Below are 13,476 nucleotides of genomic sequence, written 5' to 3'. Positions count from 1 at the left end.
AGCTTAACCAAACACGTAGCCAATATGCGCCGCAACCAATGCAAATAAGATAGCCAAACTAGTAGCAATAGCCAACATCACAACCAAGGTAATGATTTTTTTGTTGATTACTTCTTTAGGCTCGTGTTGCCATTCATTCATATTCAATCCTCTGTCATTCCATTAATCAATGGGTTAATTATCCACTATCGCCCGCGGCCAGCCTTACGCATCATGCCTTTTCCACCCCCAAAACCAGCCTGAGGCCGTCCACCGGCACCTTGCGGGCCTTTGGGCGCCGCTGGGCGGAGGGGAGGCTTGGCCGCTACAGTGCGCACCGGGGTTTTTGTATCAGTTTTCTTATCTTCAGTCACTTTTTGCTCCTATGGATATCATATTGCCATGATTACTGACTATTCTATCCAAGCTATCGCAATAAATGCGATTCCTTTGATTTTCGCCATCACCATCCACGAGGCAGCCCATGGTTATGCTGCCCGCAAATTGGGGGATAACACTGCTTACGTACTAGGGCGCGTTACCCTCAATCCTGCCAAGCACATCGATCCAGTTGGTACTATTTTGCTACCTCTGCTCCTCATTTTAACGGGTTCACCATTTTTGTTTGGTTACGCCAAACCGGTTCCAGTGCGCTTTGATCGCTTACGAAACCCCAAAATCGATTCAATTTGGGTCGCCTTGGCTGGACCAGGGGCTAATTTTATTCAAGCGCTCGTTTGGGCGATTATTTGGGTTTTACTCAAACTGATGGATATTCAGGAGCCTTTCTTTACCAAGATGGCACAAGCCGGGGTGATGTGGAACATTGGTCTGTTGGTCTTCAATTTATTCCCCATTCCACCCTTAGATGGCGGTCGCATTCTGGCCGGCCTATTACCAGCCAGACAATCCATCGCCCTTGGAAGAATTGAGCCCTGGGGATTTTTTATTGTGATGGGTCTGGCCTTTACCGGCATCATTGGAGGCCTATGGATGGAGCCCTTAAGTCATTTTTTCCTTTGGCTCATCAACGCACTAGTTTCGCCTTTATTAATGTTGTTTTAAATGAAAAATAACATCCATTAATGCATACAGGCAAAGCCTTTAGAACCCTATTGCTTTATCGCGTAGGTGCAACGCTGAGTTACCAAGTTTTAATGGTGGCGGTAGGCTGGCATCTTTACAACATTACCAATAGCGTGGTGTCACTTGGGTTGATTGGCCTAGCGGAGCTTGTTCCTTATTTCGCATTCGCCCTCTATGCCGGTCATGCGGTTGATCACTACTCCCGTAAAGCAATCTCAGCAATTGCTTGCCTAGTACATATTGGGGTTGCCCTTTTTTTAGTGGCAATTGCTTTAAATTGGTTTACCAACCCAGTGCCCTTAATCTATACCGCAGTTGCCTTTATTGGTATCGGGCGCGCTTTATTGCGACCCTCTTTTCATGCTCTGTTTGGACAAATTATTCCCAGGGAGCATCTATCACGCTATACCGCCTATTCCACCTCAGCCTTTCAGTTTTGCGTGGTTGCAGGACCCGGCCTAGGTGGCCTAATGATCGGGTTTGCAGGCTTACAGTGGACCTATGGGCTGGCAGCATTCTGCGGATTTATTGGCTTATATGGGGTGAGCTTTATCCAGGCTCACAGAGAAAAAGCAGATCGCCCCACCACGCACTTCGTTAAGAGTTTCTTAGAAGGCTTTCATTATGTTCGCAAACATGAACTTATTCTAAGTATCATGGCGCTGGATATGTTTGCAGTCTTATTTGGAGGAGCGGTTTCCATTCTGCCGGCTTTTGTTAAGGAAGTGCTCAATGGTGGCCCCGAAATACTGGGCATCTTACGTGCAGCACCTGCTGCCGGCGCCGCCATTGTTGGAATCTATTTAGCACGCCGCCCACCACTATCGGACTCTGGTAAACAACTCTTTATTTCTGTTTTAGGTTTCGGGCTAGCCATCATTGCCTTTGGCTTTTCAAGCACTCTCTGGCTTTGCGCTTTTTTCCTCTTTATTTCAGGATGTTGTGACTCGTATTCGGTAGTTATTAGAACCAGCATCATGCAATTAACTACACCAGATCATATTCGTGGGCGAGTCAGCGCAATCAATGGCATCTTTATCGGCTCATCGAATGAATTGGGTGCTCTAGAGTCTGGAATTGCGGCTAGCTTAATGGGCTTGGTTCCCTCAATTGCTTTTGGGGGATTCATCACTATTCTTGTGGTACTGGCAACCTATCGACTAGCGCCTCATTTGCGCACCCTGCATTTAAAAGACCTCTCTTAACACCACATGCATGAGGGTTAAGCAGCCCGCATATCCCCCATTACGGCGCAGAACAAATATCAGGACGGCAGCTCACATTATTAGATAATGGCAACGTGAAGAAAATAGCTCAACATCCATTCATCCTCAAGAAAAGAGGGTTACAGCTTTTAGTAGCATGTACATTTGCCCTAATTCAATTCATTGGTATAGGTGTTTTTAATCGTGCACTGGCTCAAACCACGATAGATAATAAAAAACCACAGGTTCATAAGCGCACCCATAGTCAAAGCACTAAGCAAATGGGTCTCAAGGACTTATCGTCGCGCGCCCCAGCCATGAGCATGAGCCTCAATCCCGAATTATTCCAGCGCAAAAGCGCCAACTCCTTAACGGGCGATATCGATGGGAATTTGGATTATCGAATTGAACGCGGCTGCCTAGCTAGAAGCTTCTTTGAAGATAATTTACCCGCTAAGGTTGGCATTACCGACAAACCATTTTCTGAGTTTTTTAAAGAGCAAACCAAAACTTTTTTTGATCATATGCGTGGTAACTGCATTCCTTATGCAGTGGCATTTGGCACTCGCAATCGCTTTGACTCTCTGAGCATCATGAATGGCCCTATCCAAGATAGCAAAACCGAGATTTGGACTTTTACTCCGCTTGCTGCCGGTGGCTATCTAATTGAGCAAGACTATCTCAAAGATGAAGCAAAGCGTTTCACCGAAATAGATATCTCCTTACGCGATGTTTTATATGACCCTCGAAAGGTGGGCGACAAACTACCTGTTGAACTTGTTTGGGAACTAAATTCTTTAATAAAACAAATTTACCCTGAGGATAGTAATTCTCTTGAAAATACCAACAGTGTTGTGAGATTAATTGTTGATTTTGGTGATCGTGAACATTGGGCGCAAATTTGGGCGGCTGAAATTATTGACCCATCCAATGGTGAAGTATTTTCAAGTGCCTACTGGCTGGAACGCGGCGACATTCCAGGTGGTTTTTATACCGCCACCGGTGAAGCTCTGGAACGCTCTTTCTGGACAAACCCCTTAAGCTATCGAAGGATCTCTAGAGGTGTAGGACAAGTTCCAGTAACTGGCAGTAGAAAATCATCCAAATCAACTAAATCAACTGTTGTTGCCTCAAGCAAAACCAAAATGGGTAATCCACCTGGTCAGCGCTATCGTGCTCATATGGGGATTGATTACGCCGCTCCAATTGGTACGCCTGTATTTAGCGTAGCAAATGGCAAAGTGGTTCACCTTGGGTATAGCGGTGCGTATGGCAATTTGATTGTTCTGGAACATGCCGGCGGCTATCACACTTACTATGCCCATCTGAGCAGTTTTAATCCAGAACTAGAGATGGGCAATGAAGTGAGGCGTGGCGTTGAAATCGGCTCCGTTGGAACCACTGGAAGATCAACTGGGCCACACCTACATTTTGAATTAAGAAAAGATGGGGTATATGTTGACCCTTACTCTCCTCGCATGCAGCTCGATCTCTGGTTAATGCGAGATGGAGATAGTAGCGGCCTCACACGAGAAATTCTGCTGCTGGGCACCCCCATTAAGAACTAATCTGCCCTACCCTAAAACCAAGACTGGTAGCTTGGAGTGTACGATGACCTCATGTGTTTCACTGCCCAAGAGGAATCCTGTAATGCCGGTACGCTTATGGGATGCCATGACGATCACATCTGCTTTTGCTTTCTTGGCGCCATCCAAAATGCCTTCTGCTAAATTTGAATTCGAGATGTGTACTGATTTAGCATTTATCTCGGCACCCAATTGAGCGCTAGCCTTTTTAAAAACCTCTTTAGCAAAAGCATCGCAAGCGCTTAAGTGCTCCTTCTGGGTAATGCTGTAGCCCATGGTGCTATCGGAATAAACCAAGGGAGGCGTGGGATCTGAAACATATACCAAGGTAATTAATGCGCCATCACTTTTTGCTAAGGCAGCTACTTTTTTGAGTGCTTTTTTGCTTACATCTGAACCATCTACCGGTACCAATAAATGCTTAAACATATAAACCTCCTGTAAATTCAACTATGAAACACATCCATACCTCATAATGTTAATTATGTCCCCTTTATTGCGCAAAGGAAATCGAAAGTGCTGACATACCTTACGGTTTATTTTTCCTTCCTAGTGAGCCTAGTTGCCATTGATTTAATTTGGCTTTTGGGAATAGCTAAAAATCTCTATCGAGATGACATGGGCACCCTCATGTCTGGTGAGCCCAAACTATTTGCTGGCCTCGCCTTTTATATTCTGTATGCGTTGGGCGCAAGTATTTTTGTCATCATTCCGGCCCTCTCAAAACAGTCTTGGTTATCCGCCTTGCAATATGGAGCCCTGTTTGGCTTCTTCTGTTACATGACTTACGACTTAACCTGCTTGGCCGTGATACGAGATTTTTCAACCAGGCTGGCCATCATTGATATGGTTTGGGGCAGTTGCGTTTCTGCATTAGCAGCTCTGATTGCATATCACCTGGGTAATCGAATGGGCTAATAAAGAGCCTCTTTCTAATCCGTCATTCATGTTCTTTTACCCAAAAATAGTCAACTCCTTTAAGGGCTATGATCGAGCGCTCTTTTTAAAAGATGTTTTTGCTGGCTTAACTGTTGGCGTAGTGGCACTTCCGCTAGCAATGGCTTTTGCGATTGCCAGCGGACTAAAACCTGAAGCAGGCATTTTTACAGCCATTATTGCAGGTGGATTCATTGCCCTACTGGGTGGCAGTCGCGTGCAAATTGGCGGCCCAGCCGGGGCCTTTATTGTGATTGTCTATGGCATTGTCGATCGCTATGGCGTCTCCAACCTCTTGCTGGCCACGGCCATGTCGGGTATTTTTTTATTTTTGATGGGTGTGTTTCGTCTCGGTACATTGGTTCGCTTTATACCGATTGCGGTGATTATTGGTTTTACTAATGGCATTGCATTCTTAATTGGTTTATCTCAGATCAAAGAGTTCTTTGGTTTATCAATTGCCAAGATGCCCGCTGAATTTTTTAATGCAATCCATGCCCTGTATGCTGCTGCCGATACATTAAATCCTTTTGCATTAACACTTGCGCTGGCCAGTCTTGCTATTTTGGTGATTTGGCGGGTATTTCAGAGCCGTTTAGGATGGTTAGGGCATATTCCAGGAACTGTCATTGCGATGATCTTTGCCACCATCATCACTGCCGCATTTAGTTTGCCGGTTGACACTATAGGAAGTCGCTTTGGCGGTATTCCATCTGGCTTACCAAGCTTTGAGTGGATTCCGATCAACTGGAGTACTTCACAATTTGTCATTACACCCGCACTCACTCTTGCATTACTTGGCGCAATTGAATCCCTGCTGTGTGCCAGGGTTGCAGACGGCCTCATACATGACCGGCACAACTCCAATCAAGAGTTAATGGCGCAAGGCATCGCCAACTTGATTTGCCCCTTCTTTGGCGGTATGCCGGCCACCGGCACCATTGCACGCACCGTCACCAATATACAAAGTGGTGCCACCACCCCCATCGCTGGTATCGTGCACTCTCTTACCCTGTTGATCATTGTGTTATTAGCAGCACCATTAGCGAAAGAAATCCCCCTCGCCTGTCTTGCCGCTATCTTGATGTATGTAGCCTGGAATATGGGCGAATGGAAAAAGTTTTTTGAGCTCAGGCAATTTCGCCTGCCTTATCGCCTCACTATGCTCAGCGTATTTTTCTTAACCGTCATACTTGATCTCACAGTAGCAGTTCAAGTAGGTCTATTGTTAGCGTTTGTCACTTTCATTTACCGCATCTCTAGCCTTTCTCGCTGCGAGCGTACGAATACCCATGATTTTCCTGAATTAGAAAATCAACAAGGAAAAATAGACGCATATCGAATTTATGGCGCTATCTTTTTTGGTGCGGTCAAATTAGTAGAAACCATTGAAGACAATTTACCTAGTGATGCGCTCATTCTAGATTTGAAGAATGTGATCTATATTGACTCATCAGGCATGGAGGCGATTCTTGAATTAAACCGTCTGTGCAAAGCCAATCAAATCAAACTAATTATTTGCGGCCTAGAACATCAACCTCATGGTATATCAGTGCGCAGTGGCTTCATTGAGTCTTTGGCGCCCAATTGTTTATTTGCGAACCTAAAAAATGGTATTGAAGCAGCCCTAAGTAATACAGAAGCCACCTTTTAATAAAGCCACAGGAAGTACCCAAGCTCGATATAAACCAAAAGCGCCTGCAGCGAACAATAAACTCGCCGCTAAATAACGCACCCAACTATATTGAGCAAATTGAGTTAAGACCGCTGAAAATTTAGAGATGAGCAGTAAGTTAGGCAGTGTACCCAAACCAAAAGCTAGCATTAAAGTGGCGCCAGTCAATACATCCCCAGATAAAAATGCCAAGGGCAGAACGCTATAAACCAGCCCGCAAGGAACCAAACCCCACAACATACCGCTAAACCAGCGAGACGAACCGCTAGCGAAATGCCCCAGATATTTAGCCCAATAACCGGCCACTGTTGAACTAAACCACCGACTACCCGGCAAAGATCTGCTCGGTCTTTGTTGTAGCAAGCGATAGGCCATGAATATCAAAATGACAGAAGTGAAAGCAAATAAGGGTCTCTGTAGGGGAATGATATTTTGCTGCCATACTGCCACGCCAATCGCTGCAGCGATCGAGCCCAATAAGACGTAGGTGGTTAAACGCCCTAAGTGCATGATTAATTGAAGATAAAACAGTTGAGAGGGGGTTTGGAGCGGCCTAGCAATCTGAATAGGTCGCTCAATTGCTGCCGCAATCCCACCGCACATTAAGGCGCAATGCCAACCACTCACGAGGGCACCCAGGAAAACCGCCAATAGTAGACTGCTAGTGAGCATAAATACCTGTCGAAATATGCATTAATGAAAGGTTAGGATTCACCCTAATAGCATAAACTTGTCTGATAATTAGATCCATCATGAATTTCTATCACTCTGATAATCCCGCCAGCAAATGCTCAGTATGTGTATTGGGACAGTTTTGCTTACCAGTCGGAATTACTGCAAGTGATATCAGCAAAATTGATACGCTCGTCAAAGAAAGAGTACACCTCAAAAAAGGGGAAAGTCTATATCGCCATGGTGATCCGCTCAGCTCAGTTTACAGTGTGCGCTTTGGTACTCTGAAAACAGAATATGCTCTAGAAGACGGACGCCAACAAGTCATTGGATTTCATCTACCGGGTGAAATTATCGGCTTAGATGGCATTGGTGAGGGTCAGTATCAATCCGAAGCAATTGCGGTAGAGGAAAGCGAAGTCTGCATTATTCGCTACGAAGCTTTTGAGGACCTGGCTCGCCAAATACCGGCACTGCAACAGCAATTTCACCGCATTCTGAGTCGCGAACTCACACAAGACCAACGCCACCTACTCTCCCTAGGAACCATGCGCGCTGAAGAGCGCTTGGCAGCTTTTTTGCTCAATTTATCACAACGTTTAGCTGCCCGAGGCTACCTCAATCATGAATTTGATTTACCAATGAGTCGCGTGGAAATTGCTAGCTATCTGGGAATTCAGATTGAGACTGTAAGCCGCATGCTTTCTCGTTTTGCTGAATCGGGGTTAGTGCAAATCAAACAGCGTCACATCAAACTCATTGATGTGGACGGACTCTACGAACTTGCCGGAATACCAAATCCTGAACGAGCCCGTATCCTCAAAAAAATACCGTAAGCCCTACAAGAGCCCTCGATCTTTTCCAGCACTATCGGTATCAATTCCAGGCAATATATAAGTGGTTAAGGCGCTTGAAAGCGCGCAGAAAATCCAAATAGCAAAAAATCCCAAGGTATAAATACCCTCATCAGAAATATTCGGATGATGACCAAAAAATACCAAATCGTCGGGCTGGACAAAGCTAAATAGAAATCCCTCTGCGAGACCAGAAACCAAAAAGGATGGCCAAAGAATCCAAAGGAGGATGCGGTATTTCACTTGCTAACCTGCTCAACTTTAAGACCCTGCTTGACGATCCCCTCATGCAAGGAAACATCCGCGTAAAGGTTATAAGCCAACCAAATAGTAATTGCGCAGCCAATCACAGCTATTGCTGGTCCACTAATTAATAGCCAAGGCCAAAGCTGTTTCCACCAGGGTTTATTGCTCTCTTGATATGACATGCTCACCTCTCCATCTTTCGCTGTAAGGCTTAACGGGGAATAATAAAACTAGATTTTTCATCACGCGTATGAATGATTAATTTTGCACCATCCTGCTCTTGCGCACTAACATCAAACTGAATTGGGTAAGTTCCCGGCGCATCTTGACCAATCTTTGCACTTACTTTAACCGGCAATAGTTGGTTGCTTGCTGGCTCAACGATGATTTCTTTCACTTCATTGCCTTGCGAATTGAGAATCATCAGATCCTCCAGCCCCTTGGCTTGCATGCTCACCTTCAGTGGATGCTCAGATGCATTCATCATCTGAATTCGATAGACATTCTCAATGCGAGCACCATCCACCTCGCGTGCCAAAGCTCCGCGATCACGCATCACATCGACTCTCAAGGGATTACGGGTCACGAGAGAAAACATGAACGCCGACGTTAATATCACAATAAAGGCGGTATAAATCAATACACGTGGTCGCAAAATATGTCGAATTGCGCTTTGATTGGACTCCTTAAACTCAACTGCATTCTCGGTGGTGTAGCGAATTAAACCTTTTGGATAGTTGACTTTTTCCATCACCTGATTGCAGGCATCAATGCAAGCTCCGCATCCGATGCACATATATTGCAAGCCATCCCGAATATCAATGCCCGTGGGACATACCTGAACGCAGATGCTGCAATCAACACAATCACCCAAACCTAAGGCAGTATGATCTACGGACTTGCTGCGACTCCCACGCGGATCGCCGCGTACCTTATCGTATGTAACTAAAAACGTATCCTTATCAACCATCACACTCTGGAAGCGCGCATAGGGGCACATATATTTACAAACCTGCTCGCGCATAAAGCCTGCATTGCCCCAAGTTGCAAAAGCATAAAAACAAAGCCAGAAAGTCTGCCAAGGTCCAAGCGTCAGGTGCACAAGCGCCGCACCCAAACTATCGATTGGGGTGAAGTACCCTATAAAAGTAAACCCAGTCCAAAAAGCGATGAGAAGCCAGAGGAAATGCTTGGTGACCTTTAAACGCCACTTCCGGAAACTCCATGGCCATTCCTCCCCATCTAGGCGGATGCGGGCAAAACGATCGCCCTCAACCTGGCGCTCGATCCACATAAAAATTTCGGTATAGACCGTTTGCGGACATGCGTAACCACAAAACAGGCGTCCTGCGATTGCCGTAAATAGGAAGAGCGCAAGAGCTGAAAGAATCAACAGTAGAGTCAGGTAAATAATATCCTGTGGCCACAACACCAGGCCAAAGATATAAAACTTACGCTGCACCAAATCAAAGAGAATAGCTTGACGACCATTCCAACTTACCCAAGGTAATCCATAAAAGAGTAACTGGGTAGCAATGACTAGGATAAGACGCCAACGCGCAAAGAGGCCTGAAACAGAACGAGGGTAAATCTTTCGCCGGACCTCATAAAGAGATTCCTCTATTACATCAATTGGAATGGGCTTCCCCACCGGCGAATTTTCTAACATTTATTGCTTTGATTGAGAAGGCTTATTGTTAGAGAGACTCCATACATAAGCAGTTAAGAGTTGAATTTTTTCAGGACTTAATACTTTGTCTTGAGCGGGCATCACACCATTTCTGCCTTTGAGCAGTGTTTCGGTAATAGTATTCTCAGAGCTACCGTATAACCATGTTTTATCGGTTAAGTTAGGTGCGCCAATAACAATATTGCCCTTAGCATCTGCGCCATGGCAAGCAACGCAATATGTCTTAAACACTTCAGCACCCCTAGCTGCTTTTAAATCATCTACAGGCAGACCGGAGAGGCTACGAATGTAATTTGCAACATCTTTAATTTGTGCACTAGTGAGAACCGCTCCAAATGCAGGCATTGCTCCTCCGCGGCCATAAGTAATTGTTGCCTTAATGTTCTCTGGAGAACCGCCATAAAGCCAGTCACCATCGGCGAGGTTTGGAAAGCCTTTAGCTCCACCGGCATCAGAACCATGGCACTGGGCACATGAATTTAAGAATAAACGCTGACCCATTTCGAGGGCTTTTGGATCGGCAGCTACGTCAACAATATCCATATTGACGTACTTGGACATCACCGGCTTTAACTCCTCATTCGATGTTTCCATCGACTGCATCAAAGAGCCACGGGTGCTATAGCCCATGATTCCAGGAAAAGAGCCTAGACCTGGAAAGAGTACTAAATATACCAAGCCAAAAATACAGGAGAACAAGAACATCCACATCCACCAACGTGGCAATGGGTTATTTAACTCCCGTAAATCTCCATCCCATACGTGGCCGGTATCTGCCACTTCGCCATCCGGCGTATGAACGACCTTGACTTTGCGTTGAGAAAATAAGAGCCAAATACACCAAAAAATACCTAATAGAGCCACTAAGGCAATGTAAGTACTCCAGCCACTACTAAGAAAGTCACTCATGATTCGTCCTTACTAAATTCATCTGGAATATCGAATGGAAGTTCGGCAGACTCTTGATTGGCCGTCTGTCTTTTAGACGACCAAGCCCACCACACAATTCCTATAAAAAAAATCAAACCAATTACCGTGGAAGCGGCGGATAAATAGGGGGTTATGTCTTGCATGACTATTTAGTTGTTAAGTACCTACTTAACAACTACCTCATCTATAGTGATGTAACGGCGATTAATTCCAAGTCCCTGAAGATAGGCAATTAAAGCATCTAACTCTGTCTTGCCTTCCAGCTCCTTGGATGCATTGGCAATCTCATCATCGGTATAAGGAACACCCAATCGACGCATCGCCAGCATGTGTGACGAAATACTAGATGCATCAGCAGGACTCTTGGCCAACCAGGGGTAGCTTGGCATGATGGACTCGGGCACTACATCCCGCGGATTATTTAAATGAATTTGATGCCACTCATCGGAGTAGCGCCCTCCAACACGCGCCAAATCTGGACCGGTACGCTTACTACCCCACAAGAATGGATGATCAAATACAGATTCACCAGCCAAGGAGTAAGGCCCGTAACGCTCAACCTCAGATCGCAGAGTACGAATTTGCTGCGAGTGGCAGTTCACGCAACCTTCCCGCTGATACACATCACGCCCAGCTAAACGCAGTGCGGTGTAAGGCACTACACCTGGGCTTGGCTCTGTAGTGGAGTGCTGGAAGAACAAAGGGATAATTTGCACTAAGCCAGCAAAAGAAACAGCAATGATTGTGCAAATGATTAACCAACCCACATTCTTTTCAATGGTTTCATGGGAAAAGAATTTATTTTCTTGAGACATTTTCTTCTCCTGATTAGTGTTGAATGGTTAATGGGATTGGAGGATTCACGAACTTTTTACCTTGAACGGTTTTAAATACGTTGTAAGCCATCAATAGCATGCCTGCGAAGTAGCAAAGCCCCCCAACTAAACGAATGACATAGAAGGGATAGGTCGCTTTGACAGACTCAACAAAGCTATAAGTCAAAGTTCCATCAGGCTCAAAAGCTCTCCACATCAAACCTTGCATAACACCTGCGATCCACATTGCAGCAATATATAAAACCACACCGATTGTTGCGATCCAGAAATGCAACTCAATCCAACGGGTGCTGTACATATCTTTTTGACCCACTAAGCGAGGAATTAAATAGTACAAAGAGCCAATTGTGATCATGCCAACCCAGCCCAGTGCACCAGAGTGCACGTGACCAATCGTCCAGTCTGTGTAGTGAGACAGACTATTGACGGTCTTAATCGACATCATTGAACCTTCAAACGTAGACATGCCGTAGAAGGACAAAGCCACTACTAAGAACTTTAAGATAGGGTCGCTACGTAATTTATACCAGGCACCCGACAAAGTCATGATGCCGTTGATCATGCCACCCCATGATGGTGCCAACAAAATCAAAGAGAAAACAGTACCAAGAGACTGGGTCCAGTCAGGCAATGAAGTGTGCTGCAGATGGTGAGGGCCTGCCCACATATATGTAAAGGTTAAGGCCCAAAAGTGGACAACTGATAAACGATAGGAGTAGATGGGGCGCTCAGCTTCCTTTGGAATGAAGTAATACATCATCCCCAAGAAGCTCGTAGTCAACATAAAACCAACTGCATTATGACCATACCACCACTCAACCATCGCATCTTGCACTCCCGAGTATGCGGAATAGGATTTCCAAAGACTTGCAGGCATCTCCAAATTATTAAAAATATGAAGAATGGCAATTACCAAGATATAAGCACCGAAGAACCAATTCGATACATAAATATGTTTTGTTTTGCGTTGAATAATCGTGCCAAAAAAAACAATTGCATATGCAACCCACACAACGGTAATCAATAAGTCGATAGGCCATTCAAGCTCTGCATATTCTTTGGAGGAGGTAATACCCAGCGGCAAAGTCACTGCTGCTAAAACGATGACTGCTTGCCAACCCCAAAAAGTAAAGGCAGCCAATTTATCGCAGAATAGTCGCGTTTGACAGGTTCGCTGAACAATATAGTAGGACGCGGCAAATAAGCCTGAGCCACCAAACGCAAAAATCACTGCATTGGTATGTAATGGGCGCAAACGTCCAAAACTAAGCCAAGGGATGTTAAAAGTAATTTCTGGCCAGATGAGTTGGGCTGCGATGATAAGCCCCACCAGCATGCCAACAATTCCCCAAAGTACGGTAACCATGGCAAATTGACTGACAACCTTGTAGTTAAAGGTATCTTGATTACTCCCCACGGTAATTCCCATGGTCTCTCCTTTTGTTGTGACCAAACAGCGACATAATCCAAATAGACTGGATTGATTATCAAAGCAAGGTCTTGGAGCCGGTTTGATCTATATCAAACAGGATGGGACTAATACAAATTTGATGGAAAACCCTAATCAATCTAAGCAAAGCCAAGGAGATTAGTCGGGTAATTGATCTGGGTTCTCTTTTACCTGCTTTAAATCAGGCGTATCGTCATCCATCAAAATAGCTTGGCCAGGTCCATTGACGTCGTCATACTGACCACTTTTTACTGACCAGCGTAGTAACCAGGCAGAAAAGGCCACTAAACCTAAAGACAAGGGAATGAGCAAATACAGACTTTCCATGTGA

The 13,476-nt window shown here is 45.2% G+C and carries 18 protein-coding genes; 6 read left to right on the top strand and 12 right to left on the bottom strand.

Annotation, left to right across the window (positions count from 1 at the left end):
* Positions 1-3 precede the first annotated feature (3 nt).
* Positions 4-141 carry a hypothetical protein gene (locus tag BOQ04_RS10795; protein ID WP_198929280.1) on the bottom strand — a complete coding sequence of 46 codons (138 nt, stop codon included), beginning with the start codon at positions 139-141 and terminating at the stop codon, positions 4-6.
* Between the two features lie 44 nt (positions 142-185).
* Entirely contained in the window at positions 186-353 is a 168-nt protein-coding gene (locus tag BOQ04_RS10705; RefSeq protein WP_158025475.1) for a hypothetical protein, read from the bottom strand.
* A 28-nt stretch (positions 354-381) separates the two neighbouring features.
* Here BOQ04_RS10705 and BOQ04_RS04015 point away from each other — a divergent pair, with 28 nt between their 5' ends.
* The 3 genes from BOQ04_RS04015 (at position 382) to BOQ04_RS04005 (ending at position 3,838) form a co-directional block, all read left to right on the top strand.
* Positions 382-1,044, top strand: a complete 663-nt coding sequence (locus tag BOQ04_RS04015) for a site-2 protease family protein (protein ID WP_076023502.1) — start codon at positions 382-384, stop codon at positions 1,042-1,044.
* 20 nt (positions 1,045-1,064) lie between these two features.
* On the top strand, positions 1,065-2,270 hold the full coding sequence (locus tag BOQ04_RS04010) for an MFS transporter (protein ID WP_076023501.1): 1,206 nt from the start codon (positions 1,065-1,067) through the stop codon (positions 2,268-2,270).
* 95 nt (positions 2,271-2,365) lie between these two features.
* Positions 2,366-3,838 (top strand): M23 family metallopeptidase, encoded by a 1,473-nt coding sequence (locus BOQ04_RS04005; RefSeq protein WP_233126629.1) that lies wholly within the window; start codon positions 2,366-2,368, stop codon positions 3,836-3,838.
* Between the two features lie 6 nt (positions 3,839-3,844).
* On the opposite strand, the gene BOQ04_RS04000 is transcribed toward BOQ04_RS04005, so the two are convergent.
* On the bottom strand, positions 3,845-4,285 hold the full coding sequence (locus tag BOQ04_RS04000) for a universal stress protein (RefSeq protein ID WP_076023499.1): 441 nt from the start codon (positions 4,283-4,285) through the stop codon (positions 3,845-3,847).
* An 87-nt stretch (positions 4,286-4,372) separates the two neighbouring features.
* Here BOQ04_RS04000 and BOQ04_RS03995 point away from each other — a divergent pair, with 87 nt between their 5' ends.
* Together BOQ04_RS03995 and BOQ04_RS03990 are read left to right on the top strand one after the other, a co-directional pair.
* On the top strand, positions 4,373-4,774 hold the full coding sequence (locus BOQ04_RS03995; protein ID WP_076023498.1) for a DUF2177 family protein: 402 nt from the start codon (positions 4,373-4,375) through the stop codon (positions 4,772-4,774).
* Positions 4,775-4,802: 28 nt separating this feature from the next.
* On the top strand, positions 4,803-6,446 hold the full coding sequence (locus BOQ04_RS03990; RefSeq protein ID WP_076023497.1) for a SulP family inorganic anion transporter: 1,644 nt from the start codon (positions 4,803-4,805) through the stop codon (positions 6,444-6,446).
* On the opposite strand, the gene BOQ04_RS03985 is transcribed toward BOQ04_RS03990, so the two are convergent.
* Positions 6,420-7,139: a sulfite exporter TauE/SafE family protein gene (locus tag BOQ04_RS03985; RefSeq protein WP_076023496.1), complete on the bottom strand. Its 720-nt coding sequence runs from the start codon at positions 7,137-7,139 to the stop codon at positions 6,420-6,422. The two genes, BOQ04_RS03990 and BOQ04_RS03985, sit on opposite strands and share 27 nt — an antisense overlap.
* An 80-nt stretch (positions 7,140-7,219) precedes the next feature.
* On the opposite strand from BOQ04_RS03985, the gene BOQ04_RS03980 reads away from it, so the two are divergent.
* Positions 7,220-7,975, top strand: coding sequence for a helix-turn-helix domain-containing protein (locus BOQ04_RS03980; protein WP_076023495.1), 756 nt, complete (start codon positions 7,220-7,222; stop codon positions 7,973-7,975).
* Between the two features lie 3 nt (positions 7,976-7,978).
* Here the strand turns inward: BOQ04_RS03980 and BOQ04_RS03975 are convergent, their stop codons facing one another.
* From BOQ04_RS03975 to ccoS, 8 genes are all read right to left on the bottom strand, one after another.
* Positions 7,979-8,236 carry a hypothetical protein gene (locus BOQ04_RS03975; protein ID WP_076023494.1) on the bottom strand — a complete coding sequence of 86 codons (258 nt, stop codon included), beginning with the start codon at positions 8,234-8,236 and terminating at the stop codon, positions 7,979-7,981.
* Positions 8,233-8,421 carry a FixH family protein gene (locus BOQ04_RS03970; protein ID WP_076023493.1) on the bottom strand — a complete coding sequence of 63 codons (189 nt, stop codon included), beginning with the start codon at positions 8,419-8,421 and terminating at the stop codon, positions 8,233-8,235. Before BOQ04_RS03970 ends, BOQ04_RS03975 begins: the two co-directional genes overlap by 4 nt.
* 29 nt (positions 8,422-8,450) lie before the next feature.
* A complete protein-coding gene (gene ccoG, locus BOQ04_RS03965) occupies positions 8,451-9,908 on the bottom strand; it encodes a cytochrome c oxidase accessory protein CcoG (protein WP_076023492.1) in 1,458 nt (485 codons plus the stop codon).
* Complete coding sequence (gene ccoP / locus BOQ04_RS03960) at positions 9,909-10,838, bottom strand: cytochrome-c oxidase, cbb3-type subunit III (protein ID WP_076023491.1); 930 nt, start codon at positions 10,836-10,838, stop codon at positions 9,909-9,911.
* Positions 10,835-11,002 carry a cbb3-type cytochrome oxidase subunit 3 gene (locus BOQ04_RS03955; protein WP_076023490.1) on the bottom strand — a complete coding sequence of 56 codons (168 nt, stop codon included), beginning with the start codon at positions 11,000-11,002 and terminating at the stop codon, positions 10,835-10,837. Before BOQ04_RS03955 ends, ccoP begins: the two co-directional genes overlap by 4 nt.
* A 21-nt stretch (positions 11,003-11,023) precedes the next feature.
* On the bottom strand, positions 11,024-11,674 hold the full coding sequence (ccoO, locus tag BOQ04_RS03950; protein ID WP_076023489.1) for a cytochrome-c oxidase, cbb3-type subunit II: 651 nt from the start codon (positions 11,672-11,674) through the stop codon (positions 11,024-11,026).
* Between the two features lie 13 nt (positions 11,675-11,687).
* Entirely contained in the window at positions 11,688-13,124 is a 1,437-nt protein-coding gene (gene ccoN / locus BOQ04_RS03945) for a cytochrome-c oxidase, cbb3-type subunit I (protein WP_076023488.1), read from the bottom strand.
* Between the two features lie 159 nt (positions 13,125-13,283).
* Positions 13,284-13,472 carry a cbb3-type cytochrome oxidase assembly protein CcoS gene (gene ccoS / locus BOQ04_RS03940; RefSeq protein ID WP_076023487.1) on the bottom strand — a complete coding sequence of 63 codons (189 nt, stop codon included), beginning with the start codon at positions 13,470-13,472 and terminating at the stop codon, positions 13,284-13,286.
* Between the last annotated feature and the right edge of the window lie 4 nt (positions 13,473-13,476).

The organism is Polynucleobacter sphagniphilus, from assembly GCF_001953355.1.
GTDB classification, from domain to species: domain Bacteria; phylum Pseudomonadota; class Gammaproteobacteria; order Burkholderiales; family Burkholderiaceae; genus Polynucleobacter; species Polynucleobacter sphagniphilus.
The sequence above is the reverse complement of the archived record's forward strand: the minus strand, read 5'-3'. Positions and strand labels throughout refer to the sequence as shown.

Coding starts and splice junctions, on each gene's coding strand:
- BOQ04_RS10795 (WP_198929280.1), bottom strand. CDS start 141: ATGAATGAATGGCAACACGAGCCTAAAGAAGTAATCAACAAAAAAATC.
- BOQ04_RS04015 (WP_076023502.1), top strand. CDS start 382: ATGATTACTGACTATTCTATCCAAGCTATCGCAATAAATGCGATTCCT.
- BOQ04_RS04010 (WP_076023501.1), top strand. CDS start 1,065: ATGCATACAGGCAAAGCCTTTAGAACCCTATTGCTTTATCGCGTAGGT.
- BOQ04_RS04000 (WP_076023499.1), bottom strand. CDS start 4,285: ATGTTTAAGCATTTATTGGTACCGGTAGATGGTTCAGATGTAAGCAAA.
- BOQ04_RS03990 (WP_076023497.1), top strand. CDS start 4,803: ATGTTCTTTTACCCAAAAATAGTCAACTCCTTTAAGGGCTATGATCGA.
- BOQ04_RS03985 (WP_076023496.1), bottom strand. CDS start 7,139: ATGCTCACTAGCAGTCTACTATTGGCGGTTTTCCTGGGTGCCCTCGTG.
- BOQ04_RS03980 (WP_076023495.1), top strand. CDS start 7,220: ATGAATTTCTATCACTCTGATAATCCCGCCAGCAAATGCTCAGTATGT.
- BOQ04_RS03970 (WP_076023493.1), bottom strand. CDS start 8,421: ATGTCATATCAAGAGAGCAATAAACCCTGGTGGAAACAGCTTTGGCCT.
- ccoG (WP_076023492.1), bottom strand. CDS start 9,908: ATGTTAGAAAATTCGCCGGTGGGGAAGCCCATTCCAATTGATGTAATA.
- ccoP (WP_076023491.1), bottom strand. CDS start 10,838: ATGAGTGACTTTCTTAGTAGTGGCTGGAGTACTTACATTGCCTTAGTG.
- BOQ04_RS03955 (WP_076023490.1), bottom strand. CDS start 11,002: ATGCAAGACATAACCCCCTATTTATCCGCCGCTTCCACGGTAATTGGT.
- ccoO (WP_076023489.1), bottom strand. CDS start 11,674: ATGTCTCAAGAAAATAAATTCTTTTCCCATGAAACCATTGAAAAGAAT.
- ccoN (WP_076023488.1), bottom strand. CDS start 13,124: ATGGGAATTACCGTGGGGAGTAATCAAGATACCTTTAACTACAAGGTT.
- ccoS (WP_076023487.1), bottom strand. CDS start 13,472: ATGGAAAGTCTGTATTTGCTCATTCCCTTGTCTTTAGGTTTAGTGGCC.